Below are 14,730 nucleotides of genomic sequence, written 5' to 3' on the forward strand. Positions count from 1 at the left end.
CCGACTGTGTACAGAGCCGGGCGGAACGTCCAAACCGAATGCCGTCACAGAGCGTTGACAACGTAGTCAAAGGTTTATCGATCAAGAACCCTTGTGAGACACCGGTTCAACCGGCGAAGCTCTGCGGTATGGTCTGCCGACCCTTGGTATGGCAGATCGAGGAGCGTGCGCGTGTTCAACCGGAACCGATGCCTGCGGCAGGTGGCGGCCATCGCGTCCATATCGGCCCTGTTGGCGGGATGCGGAATCCTCTCGTCGGACTCTTCCGACGAGGAGGGGCCGATCGTCGTGGGGACGACCAGTGCGCCCAGCACGCTGGATCCCGCCGCGTCCTGGGACAGCTCCTGGGAACTGTTCCGCAACATCTACCAGACGTTGCTCAGTTACCCAGCGGGCGCGAGCGTCCCGGAGCCGGACGCGGCCGAGAAGTGCGAGTTCGCCGACGCCTCGAACACGGTCTACCGCTGCGAGCTGCGCGAGGGCCTGAAGTTCTCCAACGGCGGCACGCTGGACGCGCAGGCCGTCAAGTACTCGATCGACCGGATCCGGGACATCAAGGTCGACGGCGGTCCCGTCGGTCTGCTGGGCAGCCTCGACCGGGTCCAGGCGCTGGGCGAGAACGAGATCGTCTTCCATCTCAACAAGCCCGACGCCACCTTCCCGTTCGTGCTCGCCACGCCCGCCATGTCGATCGTCGACCCGGACAGCTACCCGGCCGACAAGCTGCGCGAGGACGGCAAGGTCGTCGGCTCCGGGCCGTACAACCTGGCGTCGTACCAGGACGGCGAGAAGGCCGAGCTGGTCCGCAACGACAGCTACGACGGGTACGCGGAGGTCAAGAACGACGCGGTGACCATCCGCTACTTCCAGGAATCCGCCAAGATGGTCGGCGCCCTGCGCGAGCACGAACTCGACGTCGCCTTCCGCGGTCTGGCCGCCGACGACATCCTCGACCTCCAGACCCATGAGGCGCAGAAGACCTTCCAGGTCGTCGAGAGCGTCAGCACCTCCATCAGCTACCTGGTCTTCAACCCCAAGGACCCCTGGGCCGCGAAGCCCGCCGTCCGCAAGGCCATCGCCCAGGTCCTGGACCGCCCCGCCATCGCGCACAAGGTCTACAAGGACACCGTGGAACCGCTGTACTCCATGGTCCCCAAGGGCCTCACCGGCCACACCACGGGCTTCTTCGACGACTACGGCCAGCCCAGCACCTCCAAGGCCCGCCAGATCCTCTCCGAGGCCGGCATCACCGAACCGGTGCCGCTCGAGTTCTGGTACACCACCGACCGCTACGGCTCCGAGACCAAGGTCGAGTTCGAGGAGATCAAGAAGCAGCTGGACGCGTCCGGGCTGTTCGAGATCACCCTCAAGAGCCGCCCCTGGAAGGACTACGTGAAGGGCTACCAGGACGGCGAGTACCCGGTGTTCGGCCGCGGCTGGTCCCCCGACTTCCCCGACGCCGACAACTTCATCGCCCCGTTCGTCGGCGACCAGAACGCCCTCGGCACGCCCTACCCGGCGCCCGAGATCACCGGCGAACTGCTGCCCCGCTCCCGTCAGGAGAGCGACCGGGCCGCCGTGGAGAAGGAGTTCGAGGAGGCCCAGAAGATCCTCCTCGAGGACGCGCGTCTGCTGCCGCTGTGGCAGGGCCGCCAGTACGTGGCCGCCAACAACGACATCTCCGGCGCCGAGCGGGCGCTGGACCCGTCGACGATCATGACGATGGGGTCGCTGTACCGCAAGACCAGCTGGTAGGGGGCCGGAAGGGCGGACTCGGGGCGCGTTGTCAGTGGTCGCCGGTAGGTTCTGTGGTCAGGAAGCGACGCACGTCGTAGTGACCGCACACCGAAGGAAGTTGACGTGACCGACATCGCCATGCTGCCCGAGTCCTGGCGCGGGGTTCTGGGCGACGAACTTCAGCAGCCCTACTTCAAGGAGCTGACGGAGTTCGTCGAGGAGGAGCGAGCGAAGGGTCCCGTCTACCCTCCGCGCGAGGAGGTCTTCGCGGCGCTGGACGCGACGCCCTTCGACCGGGTGAAGGTCCTGGTCCTCGGCCAGGACCCGTACCACGGCGAGGGGCAGGGCCACGGTCTGTGCTTCTCGGTGCGGCCCGGCGTGAAGACGCCGCCCTCCCTGCGCAACATCTACAAGGAGATGCAGTCGGAGCTGGACCTGCCGGTCCCGGACAACGGCTATCTGATGCCGTGGGCCCAGCAGGGCGTCCTGCTGCTCAACGCGGTCCTCACCGTGCGCTCCGGTGAGGCCAACTCCCACAAGGGCAAGGGCTGGGAGAAGTTCACCGACGCCGTGATCCGCGCGGTCGCCGACCGGCCCGACCCGGCGGTGTTCGTGCTGTGGGGCAACTACGCGCAGAAGAAGCTCCCGCTGATCGACGAGACCCGGCATGTCGTGGTCAAGGGCGCGCACCCCTCGCCGCTGTCGGCGAAGAAGTTCTTCGGGTCCCGTCCCTTCACGCAGATCAATGAGGCGGTCGCGGCACAGGGCCACGAGCCGATCGACTGGCGGCTGCCGAACCTGGGCTGACCTGGAGCGGGGCCGACCACGCGGTCGGCCCCGCCTCGCCGGGATCGCCGGTGCCTGCGGTTAGCGTCAGCCTCCAAGGGCCGGTGAGGGTGTGGAGGACGCGGTGGCGGAGCGACAGGGGTGGATGGCACCGGATGCCGTGATGACACGCATCGGGCAGGTCGTGATGCTGCATCACGCGGGGGACCGCGAGGAGGCCCGGCATCGCTTCCTTGACCTGTGGGCCGAGATCGGCGAGATCGGCCACCCGCTGCACCGCTGCACCCTCGCTCACTACCTGGCCGACACCCAGGACGAGCCCGCCGACGAACTGGCCTGGGATCTGCGGGCGTTGACGGCGGCGGAGGAGCTGACCGACGACCGCCTCGCCGAGTCCGAGGGGGCGCCCGCGATCCGCGCGCTGTATCCCTCGCTGCATCTGAACCTCGCCGCCGACTATGTGAAGCTCGGCCGCTCGGAGGCCGCCCGGACCCATCTGCGCCGGGCGCGCACGGCGGCGCGGGCGCTCGCCGAGGACAGTTACGGCGACGGCGTGCGGGCGGCGATCAGCCGACTGGAGCTGCGGCTGGGGGAGGGGGACGCCTTCGGCGACTGGGGGTCGCCGGGACAGCGGCGCTGAGGCCGGGGCTCCTGCCGTCAACGCCCGTACGTCTGCTCGCAGATCCGTGCCTCGGGGCTGTCCTTGCGCCAGCCGCCGTACTTCTTGCCCAGGGCGCAGACATCAGTGTTCTTGCGCACCGATTCCGCGAGGTCCGGGATATCGACGCGGGGGCGCTGCGGAGCGGGGCGCTCGGATTGCGGGTCTGCCGGGCGCGGGCTGTACGGCCTGGGTGCCTGGGCGGCGGGGGCCGCCGGTTCCGGGGCCGTCCGGCTCGGACGCGGCGTCGTCGACGGGTGGGGGTCCGGGCGGGGCGGACCGATGAGTTCCAGCGCCTCCAGGGCCGGTGCCTGCACGATCTGCGGCTGCGGCCGGCCCACGGACGGCTGCGCCGGCACCGGGACCGGCGTCGAGGCGGGCGGGCGCTGGACCGTCACACAGCCCGAGAGGGCCGAGACAGCCACGGTGACCAGGAGCGTTGCGGTGGTCGTCGTTCGATGCATTTGCGCAACTCTGGTGGCTGCGGGGCGCGTCGGGACGGCGGACAGGCGCAGGATGCCCCGCAAGGGTGATCTCCGTCCCCGTACGGAGGCCGCCTGTCCGCCGAGGGTGACGTCAGTCGCCGGTGGATCCGTCGACGCGCTCACGCAGCAGGTCGGCGTGGCCGTTGTGGCGGGCGTACTCCTCGATCATGTGCGTGTAGATCCAACGCAGGTTGAAGCGTTCGCCGGACCGGCTCTTGCCCTGGGACAGGGTGTCGAGGTCCAGTCCGGCCGCGTTGCCCCGGGCCCGTTCGATCTCGGCCTGCCAGGTGGTGTGCGCCTCCTGCCAGGTGTCCGAGTCGGAGAAGTGGAAGTCGCCGTCCCGGTCCTGCTCCGAGGAATAGAGCACCCCGAGGTCCTCGCCGAGCAGGATCTCGTGGAACCAGTACCGCTCCACCTCCGCCATGTGCCGCACCAAGCCCATCAGGCTCAGCTCGGACGGCTCCACGGAGGCGGTGCGCAGCTGGGCCTCGGTCAGGCCCTCGCACTTCCAGGCGAGGGTCTGGCGGTGGTAGTCCAGCCAGCCGTCCAGCATGGAGCGCTCGTCGGCGGTGAGGGCAGGCTCATGGCGTTCAGTCGTCATGGGTCGCATCCTCGCCCAACTCGCTTGACCCCTCCAGCGGTTTTACGACGGGCCGAACATCCCGTCGAGCAGCTCCTCCAGCCCTGCGCGCACCTGCTCCAGACCCGGCGGCTCGGCGCTGAAGGAACCGGCGACGCAGGAGAACATCAGCCCGTCCGCCCAGGCGACCAGCGACAGTGCGTGCCGGGCCGGCTCCGTCGATCCCAGTGCGGCCACCAGCGCGCCGAGTTGATCGCGGAAGCGGGCGCCGGTCGCGTCGAAGTAGGCGCGCAGCTCGGGGCGTCGGGTGGCCTCCAGGGCCAGTTCGTAGCGGGCGAGCGTCAGTTCGCGGTGGCGGGTCATCGCGCGGTGGGTGGCGAGGGCCAGCGCGGTCACCAGGGAGTCCCGGCCGCCCCGCGGGTCCGGCAGCTCCTCCAGGGCCAGGACGCGTGCCTCGCGCTCGGCGAGCCGTCGTACCGCCAGTTCCAGGAGCGCCTGCCGGGTGCGGGCCAGGTTGGAGGTCGAGCCCTGGGGGAGTCCGGCGGCCTCGTCGACCGCCCGGTGGGTCAGTCCGCGCATGCCGCGCTCGGCGAGCAGGGAGAGGGCGGTGTCGGCGACGAGGTCGGCGCGGGCGGCGCCTGCGGTGCGTACGGACATGGAGATCAACCTACCCGCAGCACTACGGCTGTAGTACCGTCTGGATTACTACACCTGTAGTTGCATTGGGAGGAACCATGGCACAGCCGAAGCGGGCCGTCGTGATCGGCGGCGGAATCGGCGGTCTGACCGCGGCGACCGCACTGCACCAGCGCGGCCTTGAGGTCACCGTGCTGGAGCGGGCCCCCTCGCTGGAACCGGTGGGCGCCGCCATCTCGCTCGCCCCCAATTCGCTGCGCGCCCTGGACGTCATCGGCCTCGGCGACGAGATCCGCGACCTGGCCGCCTGGCAGGGTGACGGAGGACTGCGCACCCCGTCCGGGCGCTGGCTCTCCCGCACCGACCCCGGAGCCGTGGCCGAGCGTTTCGGCGGCCCCCTGGTCCTGCTGCACCGGGCCACCCTTGTCACCAGCCTGGCCGCGGGCCTCCCGCCGGGCGCGATCCGTACGGGCGTCACCGCGGCCGTCACCGACCCCGGCGCCGCCGACCGCCCGGCCACAGTGCGCACCCCGGACGGCGAGCTGGAGGCGGACCTGGTGGTGGCCGCCGACGGCGTCCGCTCCGCCGTACGCGAGACGCTGTTCCCGGACCATCCCGGAGCCGCGTACTCCGGGTTCACCACCTGGCGGGTCGTGATCCCGGTGCCCGGCGCCGAGTTCGCCTCGCACGAGACCTGGGGCCGGGGCCGCATCTGGGGCTCGCACCCGCTCAAGGACGGCCGCGTCTACGCCTACGCCGCCGCCCTCGCGCCCGCCGGCGAGCGCGCCCCCGACGAGCGGGCCGAACTGCTGCGCCGCTACGGCGACTGGCACCAGCCGGTCCCCGCGATCCTCGCCGCCGCCCGCCCCGAGGACGTCCTGCGGCACGACGTCCACCACCTCGCCGAGCCGCTGCCCGCCTTCCACCGCGGCCGGGTGGCCCTGGTCGGGGACGCGGCGCACGCCATGCCGCCGACGCTGGGCCAGGGCGGCAACCAGGCGGTGGAGGACGCGATCGTGCTCGCCCACCACTGTGCCGACCTGCCCGCCTACAGCACGGCCCGCCTGCCCCGTACGACCGCCATCGCCCGCCAGGCCGTCAAGGTCGCCCGCCTCAACCTGATGACCTCCCGCGCCGGGATCGCCGTGCGCGACGCCCTTGTCGCCGCCGTGTCGAAGGCCGGGCCCGGGCTTGTACTGCGCGGATTCGACGGCATCGCCGACTGGCGGCCGCCGCAGCCGCCGTATGCTTCCGTCGTGTCAGACCCAGGAACGCGGTAGGGAGCACCAGTGAAGGTCGGCTGCATCGGACTCGGCGACATCGCGCAGAAGGCCTACCTGCCCGTGCTCGGTCAGCAGCCCGGCATCGAACTGCACGTCCAGACCCGGACGCCCGCCACCCTCCACCGGGTCGCCGACACCCTCCACCTGCCCGGCGCACAGCGCCACACCGACCTCGACTCGCTGCTCGCCCAGGGCCTCGACGCGGCCTTCGTGCACGCGCCCACCGCGGTCCACCCGGAGATCGTCACGCGGCTGCTCCAGGCGGGCGTGCCGACCTACGTGGACAAGCCGATGGCGTACGAACTCGCCGAGTCCGAGCGGCTGGTGGAACTGGCGGAGCAGCGCGGAGTGAGCCTCGCTGTGGGCTTCAACCGGCGGTTCGCGCCCGGGTACGCGCAGTGCGCCGACCATCCGCGCGAGCTGATCCTGATGCAGAAGAACCGGGTCGGGCTCCCGGAGGAGCCGCGCTCGATGATCCTGGACGACTTCATCCATGTCGTGGACACCCTGCGGTTCCTGGTGCCGGGGCCGGTCGACGACGTGACCGTGCGAGCCCGCACCGAGGGCGGGCTGCTGCACCATGTGGTGCTCCAGCTCGCCGGGGAGGGCTTCACCGCCCTCGGGGTGATGAACCGGCTCAGCGGCTCCAACGAGGAGATCCTGGAGGTGTCCGGACAGGACACCAAGCGTCAGGTGCTCAACCTCGCCGAGGTCGTCGACCACAAGGGTCAGCCGACCGTGCGCCGGCGCGGCGACTGGGTGCCGGTGGCCCGGCAGCGCGGGATCGAGCAGGCCGTGCTGGCGTTCCTGGACGCAGTGCGCGCGGGCAAGGTGCTCAGCGCCCGGGACGCGCTGGCGACCCATGAGCTGTGCGAGCGGGTGGTACGCGCGGTCCAGGAGCGGGCCGCCTGACCCGCAGGGTCCGCACTCCCTCGCCCAGGCACCAGGCGGCGAGGATCAGCAGCGCCGCCCGCACGGGCCAGTCGCCGAACCGGACGTAGAGCGTGGTCCCCTGGGCGAGCGGTACGTCGTACACCTGGGCCGCGCTCGCGTCGGTGCCGAGCCAGTCGCCGACGCGCTGCCCGCTCGCGTCGTACACCGCGGAGACGCCGGTCAGCGTCGAGTGCACCATCGGGCGGCCGCTCTCGGCGGCGCGCAGGGCAGCGAGCGAGGCGTGCTGCTCGGGGGCCCAGCTCTGCTGGAAGGTCGAGGTCGCGGACTGCGCGACGAGTACCTGGGCGCGGTCCTCGACCAGTCGGCGGCTCATGTCGGGGAACGCCGACTCGAAGCACACCATGGGCCCGACCCGCAGGCCGTTCCCGGTCCTCATCACGACCTGCTCGGAACCGCGCCGCCGGTCCTCGCCCGCCGCCTCGCCGACCGAGGTCGCCCAGCCCAGCAGTGAGCGGGCCGGGACGTACTCGCCGAACGGCACGAGCCGCATCTTGTCGTAGCGGTCGCCGGTCAGGCCCTCGGGGCCGACCAGGACCGAACTCTTGTAGATGCCGGGCTTGTCGGAGCGTCGGGCGTCGACGTTGACGAGGACCGGGGCGCCGGTCACGCGCGAGTGATCCGCGAGCCGGGCCGCCAGATCGGGGCGACTGGCCAGGTCGAAGCCGACGCTGCTCTCCCCCCACACGATCAGGTCGAGGTCCTCGCCGACGAGTTCACGGGTGAGCCGCTCCTCCACCGCGAAGCGCTGCTCGCCGCTGTCGGCGCCCTGGATCACGCCCGGCTGGACCACCGCGATCCGGGACCGCCCGTCGGTGTCCGGGCGCGGGGACCAGACCCAGGCCACCGAGGTGACGGTGGCCGTGGCGACCAGTCCGGCCACGGCGGGCACGCGGGCGGCGCGCACCGACACCAGGACGGCGACGGCCACATTCAGCGCCACCAGCAGGAAGCTGACCAGCCAGACCCCGCCGACCGAGGCGAGCCGCAGCGCCGCCGTCACCTGCCACTGCGAGGCGCCGAGCATCCCCCACGGCCCGCCCAAGCCCTCCCAGGAGCGGACCAGTTCGACCATCAGCCAGCCCGAGGGCAGTACGGCCAGGGCGCCCGCGACCCGGCCCGGCCCCGGCGTCCCGGCGAGGAAGTGGCGCACCAGCCAGCCCCACGGGGCCCACAGCGCGCCGAGCAGGGCGGCGATCACGAAAGTGAAGACATGCAGGTTCGGCAGCAGCCAGTGGTGCATGGCCAGCATGAACCCGAAGCCGCCGCACCAGCCGTCGTACAGCGCCCGGCGGGCGGTCGGGGCGGTGCGCAGCAGGAGGATCCAGGGGACCAGGGCGACGTAGGCGAACCACCACAGCGCGGGGGCCGGGAAGGCGAGGACGGGCAGGGCGCCGGCCAGCGCGGCGAGCAGCGAACGCCGCCACGGGGAGTCGAACCAGTGGCCGAACCTCTGCATACCGCGCCTCCCTGCGCCGTGGTGACTCCAGTGTGCGCGCTGAGATCGGCGCGGGAACAGAGCGCCCCGACTATTCGATCATCGTGTCGCGGCCGGTTCCGGCAGCCGCCGCCACTTCTCCCGTACGACGACCTCGCTCAGCCGCCAGCCGTCGTAGGTGCGGGTCAGGCCGAAGGTGTAGCGGCCGCCGCAGACGAAGTCGGGGGCGGCCGAGGCGGCGCCGTCCTGGGCGAAGCGCATCGGGTTGACGTAGTCGGCCTGGACGTGGGCGGTGTCGCCGGTGTCCTGCTCCAGGATCCCGAAGCGGAGTCGGCGGTTGACGATGAGGTGCTGGCGCATCGGGAACAGCCGCATGCTCTCCGCCAGCCAGTCGGCGACCTGCCGGGCATCGCCCTCGATGCCGCCCGCCGAACGGTAGTCGGCGCGCCCGGCGGGGGCGAACAGCCCGCGGTACGCCTCCCAGTCGCCGTCGTCGACCGCCACCGCGTACTCGGTGATCAGACCGTCGACGGCCAGCCGGTCCATCACGGTCGCGAGCTCCACACGCTGCGTCATCGGCTCAGTGTTGGGCATGGGGCGGACAAGGCCAAGAGGCGTGCCGTCACATCCGCGGATCTACGCCGCCTCGATGATGTCGGCGCGGATCGCGGCCGCCCATTCGACCACCAACAGTTCGTACTCGGTGCGCTCTTGGGCCGACAGGGTGCCGCCCGCGCGCACCCACAGGGCGCGGATCTGCTCGTTCACCTCTGCGGCAGAGCGCACGGAACCACGGGCTTCGGAATCGGGGGACATGCGGACCAGCCTAGGGGCTGGAACTGACACTGCGCTACCGAACGGCTACGCATCCTGTATGCGATGAGTCACGGAAATTTCCGGCGCTCGCTAGTGCGCGGGCTCGCCCGCGTCCGGGCTCAGCGCACCCGTGGCGACGAGCACGATGATCAGGATGCCGAGAGCGATGCGGTACCAGACGAACGGCATGAAGCTCTTGGTCGAGATGAACTTCATGAACCAGGCGATGACCGCGTAGCCGGAGAAGAAGGCGATGATCGTCGCGAAGATCGTCGGGCCCCAGTCGGTTCCCCCGGCCTCCATCGCGTCCTTCAGCTCGAACAGGCCGGAGGCGAGCACCGCGGGGATCGCGAGGAGGAAGGAGTAGCGGGCCGCCGCCTCGCGGTTGTAGCCCATGAACAGGCCGCCGCTGATGGTCGCGCCGGAGCGGGAGACGCCCGGGATCAGGGCCGCGGACTGGCACAGGCCGAAGATCAGGCCGTCCCGGACGTTGAGATCCTGGAGTTCCTTGCGCTGCTTGGCCGCGCGGTGCCGGCCCCCGGCCTCGTCGCGCGCCGCCAGCCGGTCGGCGACACCGATGATGACGCCGACCACGATCAGCATGGTCGCCGTGATGCGCAGATCGCGGAACGGGCCCTCGATCTGCTCCTTCAGCGTCAGCCCGAGCACCCCGATCGGGATCGATCCGACGATCACCAGCCAGCCCATCTGGGCGTCGTGATCGCGGCGCATCGCCTTGTTCGTGAGCGACTTCGACCAGGCCAGCAGGATCCGCCCGATGTCCTTGCGGAAGTAGATCAGCACGGCGGTCTCCGTGCCGATCTGGGTGATCGCGGTGAAGGCCGCGCCCGGGTCCTCCCAGCCGGAGAACGCCGCGGTCAACCGCAAGTGCGCGCTGGAGGACACGGGGAGGAACTCGGTCAGCCCCTGGACGAGTCCGAGGATGAGGGATTCAAACCAAGACATGAAGTTACGACGTCCAAGTGCTGATGGTGGTAGGCGCGAACGGGCACACCGCGGCTACAGGCCCGGTGATCACAGTGGTCGAGGGGCAGCGTAGCGCCCCTCGACGACGGCCATGGCACAGGGGGTTTGGCGGTGGGCGCACCACCGGGGCGGTGGCTAGCCTGGATTCATGGCAACCGTGCGGGTCAGCGGCGTGGAGGTCGGCTACGCGCGCGTGGGAGACGGTCAGGGGCCGCCTCTGGTTCTGGTGCACGGGGCCGGTCTCGACGGCCGGATGTGGCAACCGCAGGCGCAGGCGCTGGCCGCCGATTTCACGGTCGTCGCCTGGGACGAGCCGGGCGCCGGGCGGTCCTCCGACGTGCCCGCCGGGTTCGCTCTCGCCGACTACGCGCGTGCCCTCGCCGCCGTCGTCGAGGACCTGGGACTCGGCGCCGCGCACGTGGCCGGGCTCTCCTGGGGCGGCACCGTCGTGCTGGAGCTGTACCGGCTCCGCCCGGACCTGGTGAAGACGTTGATCCTCATCGACACCTACGCCGGCTGGAAGGGCTCGCTGCCGCCCGAGGAGGTGGCCGTGCGGGTCATGGGCGCCGAGCGGATGCTCGCGGCGCCGCGGGAGAGGTTCGATCCGACGCTGCCGGGACTGTTCGCGGGGGACGGTCCGCCCGAGGAGTTCGTGGGCCTGCTCGACGCGATGCAGCGCGAGGTGCGCCCGGAGACCCTCGGGGCGCAGCTCGCCATCATGGCCGAGGCCGATCTGACCGACGTACTCCCGCGGATCACGGTGCCGACCCTGCTGCTGTGGGGCGAGGCCGACATACGGTCGCCGCTCGGCGTGGCCCGGGACTTCGCGGCGGCGATCCCGGACGCCGAGCTGGTGGTGCTGCCCGGCGTGGGGCACATGAGCAATCTGGAGGACCCGGCGGGCGTCACGGGGGCGTTGCGGGCGTTCTGTCGCGCGCACGCGTCGGCGTAAAGGGCTGAGGGCCCCGGGGGCTCACGCCACCGCGGTCGGCCCCGCCACCGTCCAGCCCTCGGCCTGCGGATGCGCCGTGAGGTCCTCGTGCCGGACCCGGTCGCCGCACGCCGTGCAGGTGACGACCGGCAGCAGTTCATGGCCGCAGACGTGCTCGATGACCATCGGTCGGTTGTCATCGGTGCGCAGGTGCCGGTCGCCCCATGCCATCAGGGTCATCAGGACCGGCTCCAGCTCCAGACCGGCCTGGGTGGGTCGGTACTCGAAGCGCCGCGGCCGCTCGCTGTAGGCCCGCTTGGTCAGGATCCCGGCGTCCACGAGGCGGCGCAGCCGGGTCGCGAGGACGTCGCGCGGGGCGCCGATGTTGCGCACCAGCTGATCGAAGCGGCCGTTGCCGAGGCACACCTCGCGCAGGACGAGCAAAGAGTACTTCTCGCCGACCAGCGCCAGTGCGTCGGCGATGGAACAGGGGCGCGGGTCCTTGGGGGCGGGCATGGCGCCAAGTCTAGGGGAGGGTTTGATTTTCCAACTCGCGGAGCTATGGTGAGTTTGGATTTCCTACTGACCGGTAGCTGTAGAGGCCAACTCTGGAGGCCCGCACCATGCGTGACGCAGTGATCGTCGAAGCCGTACGCACTCCCATAGGCAAGGGCAAGCCCGGCGGCGCCCTTTCCCATGTCCACCCCGTCGAGCTCCTCGCCCACACCCTGCGCACCCTCGTCGAGCGCTCCGGCGTCGACCCGGCGCTGGTCGACGACGTCATCGGCGGCACCGTCGACCAGGTCGGCGAGCAGGCCATGAACACCACCCGCTACGCCGCCCTGTCGGCCGGGTTCCCCGAGTCGGTGCCCGCGACCACCGTGGACCGCCAGTGCGGCTCCTCCCAGCAGGCCGTGCACTTCGCCGCCCAGGGCGTCATGGCGGGGGCCTACGACCTCGTCGTGGCCTGTGGTGTGGAGTCCATGAGCCGGGTGCCGATGTGGTCGAACGTCCCGCCCGGCAAGGACCCCTTCGGGCCCGGCGTCGCCGAGCGCTACCCGGAGGGCCTGGTCCCGCAGGGCATCAGCGCCGAGCTCATCGCCGCGAAGTGGTCCATCACCCGCGACCAGATGGACGCCTTCGCGGTCTCCTCGCACCAGAAGGCGGCCGCCGCCTGGGAGAAGGGTTTCTTCGACGCCGAGGTCGCGCCCCTGGACGGCGTCGCCCGCGACGAGTGCGTACGGCCGAACAGCAGCACCGAGATCCTGGCCGGTCTTAAGCCCGCCTACCACGACCCCGCGTTCGCCGAGCGCTTCCCGCAGATCGAGTGGAACGTGACCGCGGGCAACGCCAGCCCCATCAACGACGGCGCCTCCGCCGTCCTGATCACGTCCAGCGAGACGGCCGCCCGGCTCGGCCTGCGCCCGCTGGCCCGCCTGCACAGCTTCTCCGTCACCGGCTCCGACCCGCTGCTCATGCTGACCGGAGTCATCCCGGCCACCGAGAAGGTCCTGCGCAGGGCATCACTGACGCTGGACGACATCGACCTGTTCGAGGTCAACGAGGCCTTCTCCAGCGTCGTCCTCGCCTGGCGCCAGGAGACCGGCGCCGACCTGGCCAAGGTCAACGTCAACGGCGGCGCCATCGCCCTCGGCCACCCGCTCGGGGCCAGCGGCACCCGGCTGACGACGACACTGGTCCACGCGATGCGCGAGCGGGGCGCCCGCTACGGCCTCCAGACGATGTGCGAGGCGGGCGGGCTGGCGAACGCGATGATCCTGGAATCGGTGTAGCGGCGGAGAGTCCGTGCCGGTGCCTCAGTGCCCGCGCAGGTGGTGCCGCTTCCGCCAGGCCACCACCACGCCCGCGAGCGCGGGTACGGCGATGCAGGCCAGCGCGATCAGGAAGGCCGGGGAGGTCGGCGCCGAGGCACGGGCGCCGGCCACGACGTAGGCGGCGGTGTTCGGGATCGAACCGAGCGCCGTCGCGAGCAGGAACGGCACGTACCCCATGCGGGAGACGGCGGCGCAGTAGTTCGCCGCCCAGAACGGCACCCCGGGGAACAGCCGCACCGCCAGCATCGAGCGGAAGCCGTGCCGGGAGAGCTGCCCGTCCGCCGCCTTCAGCCAGCGGCCCCGCAGCAGCGGGCGCAGCGCCTCCTGGCCGAGGATCCGGCCGAGCCCGAAGGCGAGCCCCGCCCCGAGCACCGTGCCCGCGAGGGCGGCGCCGAGACCCAGCTGGGAGCCGAAGAGCGCGCCCGCCCCGAGATTGAGCAGCGGCCGGGGCACGAACGCCACCGTGCACAGTCCGTACGCCACCGCGAACACCACCGTCGCCGCGGCTCCGCCCAGCTGGGACGGCAGGCCGTCCGCCAGCAGCCGCTGTGGTTCGAACAGCAGCATGGCGACCAGGGCCGAGGCGAGCAGCACGCCCAGCAGGGACAGCCGCGACCAGGGCGAGAGCAGTGCTCTCGTGCAGCGCGCGGCGAAGCTCACGGGCGCGGTGGCGACGGCGAGCTCCGTGGTGACGACGGCCTGGGGAGAGGCCAAGGCGGTGCCCCCAGAGCGGGTGGTGGCATCGAGCATCCGGTGACACTAACCGACAAATGTGTGTGATCGCCGTATGGTTCGTCTCATGAGCGTGACAGGCGCGGGAACCCTGGACGTCCCCGACAGCGCCCTCGCCGACACTCTGCTGGACCGGCTCACCGCCGCCTACGGCGCCGCGGCCGACCCGGAGCGCGCCGGGTCCATGCGGGCGTACATGAAGGACGTGGCCCCCTTTCTCGGTCTCACCACGCCGCTCCGTCGCGCTCTGTCCCGCACGGTGCTGGAGGGCACGCCGAAGCCGGACGAGGCCGACTGCACGGCCGTCGCGCTGCGCTGCTGGCGGCTGCCCGAGCGGGAGTACCAGTACTTCGCCGTGGACTATCTGCGCCGCCACGCCGGACGCTGCTCCTCCGCCTTCCTGCCGGTGACCCGGCACCTGGTCTCCACGGTCCCCTGGTGGGACACCGTCGACCTGCTCGCCGCCCATGTCGTCGGCGCCCTCGTCGCCGCGGACCCCAAGCTCACCGCCGACATGGACGCCTGGAGCGCGGACCAGGACCTCTGGATCGCCCGCACCGCCCTGCTCCACCAGCTCCGCTACAAGGAACACACCGACGCCGAGCGCCTCTTCACCTACTGCCTGCGCCAGTCCGCACACCCGGACTTCTTCATCCGCAAGGCGATCGGCTGGGCCCTGCGCGAGTACGCCAAGACCGACCCGGCGGCCGTACGGGACTTCCTCGCGCGGGAGAACGGACGCTTCGCGCCCCTGTCGGTGCGCGAAGCACTCAAGAACATCGGCGCCTGAGGAACGACGGCGCCGGAACTCCCGTACCGGCGAAAACCATTCGACGTCGGACACCGCGTCGACGATGATCGACGTCATGTTCCGG

17 protein-coding genes are annotated in these 14,730 nt (G+C 71.3%); 8 read left to right on the forward strand and 9 right to left on the reverse strand.

What is annotated here, in order from left to right; genetic code table 11:
* The first annotated feature begins 171 nt into the window (after window positions 1-171).
* The 3 genes from BN159_RS36000 to BN159_RS36010 all read left to right on the forward strand — a co-directional run bounded on the left by BN159_RS36000 (window position 172) and on the right by BN159_RS36010 (window position 3,163).
* Window positions 172-1,755, forward strand: a complete 1,584-nt coding sequence (locus tag BN159_RS36000) for an ABC transporter substrate-binding protein (RefSeq protein ID WP_015661963.1) — start codon at window positions 172-174, stop codon at window positions 1,753-1,755.
* Window positions 1,756-1,860: 105 nt separating this feature from the next.
* Window positions 1,861-2,544 carry a uracil-DNA glycosylase gene (gene ung, locus BN159_RS36005; RefSeq protein ID WP_015661964.1) on the forward strand — a complete coding sequence of 228 codons (684 nt, stop codon included), beginning with the start codon at window positions 1,861-1,863 and terminating at the stop codon, window positions 2,542-2,544.
* A gap of 124 nt (window positions 2,545-2,668) precedes the next feature.
* Complete coding sequence (locus tag BN159_RS36010; protein WP_408055051.1) at window positions 2,669-3,163, forward strand: hypothetical protein; 495 nt, start codon at window positions 2,669-2,671, stop codon at window positions 3,161-3,163.
* 17 nt (window positions 3,164-3,180) lie between these two features.
* Here the strand turns inward: BN159_RS36010 and BN159_RS36015 are convergent, their stop codons facing one another.
* The 3 genes from BN159_RS36015 to BN159_RS36025 form a co-directional block, all read right to left on the reverse strand.
* Window positions 3,181-3,645, reverse strand: a complete 465-nt coding sequence (locus tag BN159_RS36015; RefSeq protein WP_041820358.1) for a hypothetical protein — start codon at window positions 3,643-3,645, stop codon at window positions 3,181-3,183.
* A gap of 112 nt (window positions 3,646-3,757) precedes the next feature.
* Window positions 3,758-4,267, reverse strand: coding sequence for a DinB family protein (locus BN159_RS36020; RefSeq protein WP_015661967.1), 510 nt, complete (start codon window positions 4,265-4,267; stop codon window positions 3,758-3,760).
* A 42-nt stretch (window positions 4,268-4,309) separates the two neighbouring features.
* Window positions 4,310-4,903, reverse strand: coding sequence for a TetR/AcrR family transcriptional regulator (locus BN159_RS36025; protein ID WP_015661968.1), 594 nt, complete (start codon window positions 4,901-4,903; stop codon window positions 4,310-4,312).
* A 77-nt stretch (window positions 4,904-4,980) separates the two neighbouring features.
* Here BN159_RS36025 and BN159_RS36030 point away from each other — a divergent pair, with 77 nt between their 5' ends.
* Both BN159_RS36030 and BN159_RS36035 read left to right on the forward strand, forming a co-directional pair.
* On the forward strand, window positions 4,981-6,162 hold the full coding sequence (locus BN159_RS36030; protein WP_015661969.1) for an FAD-dependent monooxygenase: 1,182 nt from the start codon (window positions 4,981-4,983) through the stop codon (window positions 6,160-6,162).
* 9 nt (window positions 6,163-6,171) lie between these two features.
* Complete coding sequence (locus tag BN159_RS36035) at window positions 6,172-7,077, forward strand: Gfo/Idh/MocA family protein (protein ID WP_015661970.1); 906 nt, start codon at window positions 6,172-6,174, stop codon at window positions 7,075-7,077.
* Here the strand turns inward: BN159_RS36035 and lnt are convergent.
* The 4 genes from lnt to BN159_RS36055 form a co-directional block, all read right to left on the reverse strand.
* Entirely contained in the window at window positions 7,001-8,575 is a 1,575-nt protein-coding gene (gene lnt, locus BN159_RS36040; RefSeq protein ID WP_015661971.1) for an apolipoprotein N-acyltransferase, read from the reverse strand. The genes BN159_RS36035 and lnt overlap by 77 nt on opposite strands.
* A 78-nt stretch (window positions 8,576-8,653) precedes the next feature.
* On the reverse strand, window positions 8,654-9,130 hold the full coding sequence (locus BN159_RS36045) for a nuclear transport factor 2 family protein (protein ID WP_041820360.1): 477 nt from the start codon (window positions 9,128-9,130) through the stop codon (window positions 8,654-8,656).
* A 60-nt stretch (window positions 9,131-9,190) separates the two neighbouring features.
* On the reverse strand, window positions 9,191-9,370 hold the full coding sequence (locus tag BN159_RS36050; protein WP_015661973.1) for a hypothetical protein: 180 nt from the start codon (window positions 9,368-9,370) through the stop codon (window positions 9,191-9,193).
* Window positions 9,371-9,460: 90 nt separating this feature from the next.
* Window positions 9,461-10,336: an undecaprenyl-diphosphate phosphatase gene (locus BN159_RS36055; protein WP_015661974.1), complete on the reverse strand. Its 876-nt coding sequence runs from the start codon at window positions 10,334-10,336 to the stop codon at window positions 9,461-9,463.
* A 169-nt stretch (window positions 10,337-10,505) separates the two neighbouring features.
* On the opposite strand from BN159_RS36055, the gene BN159_RS36060 reads away from it, so the two are divergent.
* Window positions 10,506-11,309 carry an alpha/beta fold hydrolase gene (locus BN159_RS36060; RefSeq protein ID WP_015661975.1) on the forward strand — a complete coding sequence of 268 codons (804 nt, stop codon included), beginning with the start codon at window positions 10,506-10,508 and terminating at the stop codon, window positions 11,307-11,309.
* 21 nt (window positions 11,310-11,330) lie between these two features.
* Here the strand turns inward: BN159_RS36060 and BN159_RS36065 are convergent, their stop codons facing one another.
* On the reverse strand, window positions 11,331-11,804 hold the full coding sequence (locus BN159_RS36065; protein WP_015661976.1) for a winged helix-turn-helix transcriptional regulator: 474 nt from the start codon (window positions 11,802-11,804) through the stop codon (window positions 11,331-11,333).
* A gap of 107 nt (window positions 11,805-11,911) precedes the next feature.
* Between BN159_RS36065 and BN159_RS36070 the strand changes: the two genes are divergently transcribed.
* Entirely contained in the window at window positions 11,912-13,081 is a 1,170-nt protein-coding gene (locus BN159_RS36070; protein WP_015661977.1) for a thiolase family protein, read from the forward strand.
* A 24-nt stretch (window positions 13,082-13,105) separates the two neighbouring features.
* Here BN159_RS36070 and BN159_RS36075 read toward each other — a convergent pair whose 3' ends face one another.
* Window positions 13,106-13,873: a TVP38/TMEM64 family protein gene (locus tag BN159_RS36075; RefSeq protein WP_015661978.1), complete on the reverse strand. Its 768-nt coding sequence runs from the start codon at window positions 13,871-13,873 to the stop codon at window positions 13,106-13,108.
* Between the two features lie 49 nt (window positions 13,874-13,922).
* On the opposite strand from BN159_RS36075, the gene BN159_RS36080 reads away from it, so the two are divergent.
* Window positions 13,923-14,645, forward strand: a complete 723-nt coding sequence (locus tag BN159_RS36080; RefSeq protein ID WP_015661979.1) for a DNA alkylation repair protein — start codon at window positions 13,923-13,925, stop codon at window positions 14,643-14,645.
* Window positions 14,646-14,730: the final 85 nt, after the last annotated feature.

Origin of the sequence: Streptomyces davaonensis JCM 4913, from assembly GCF_000349325.1 — a bacterium.
Lineage (GTDB): Bacteria > Actinomycetota > Actinomycetes > Streptomycetales > Streptomycetaceae > Streptomyces > Streptomyces davaonensis.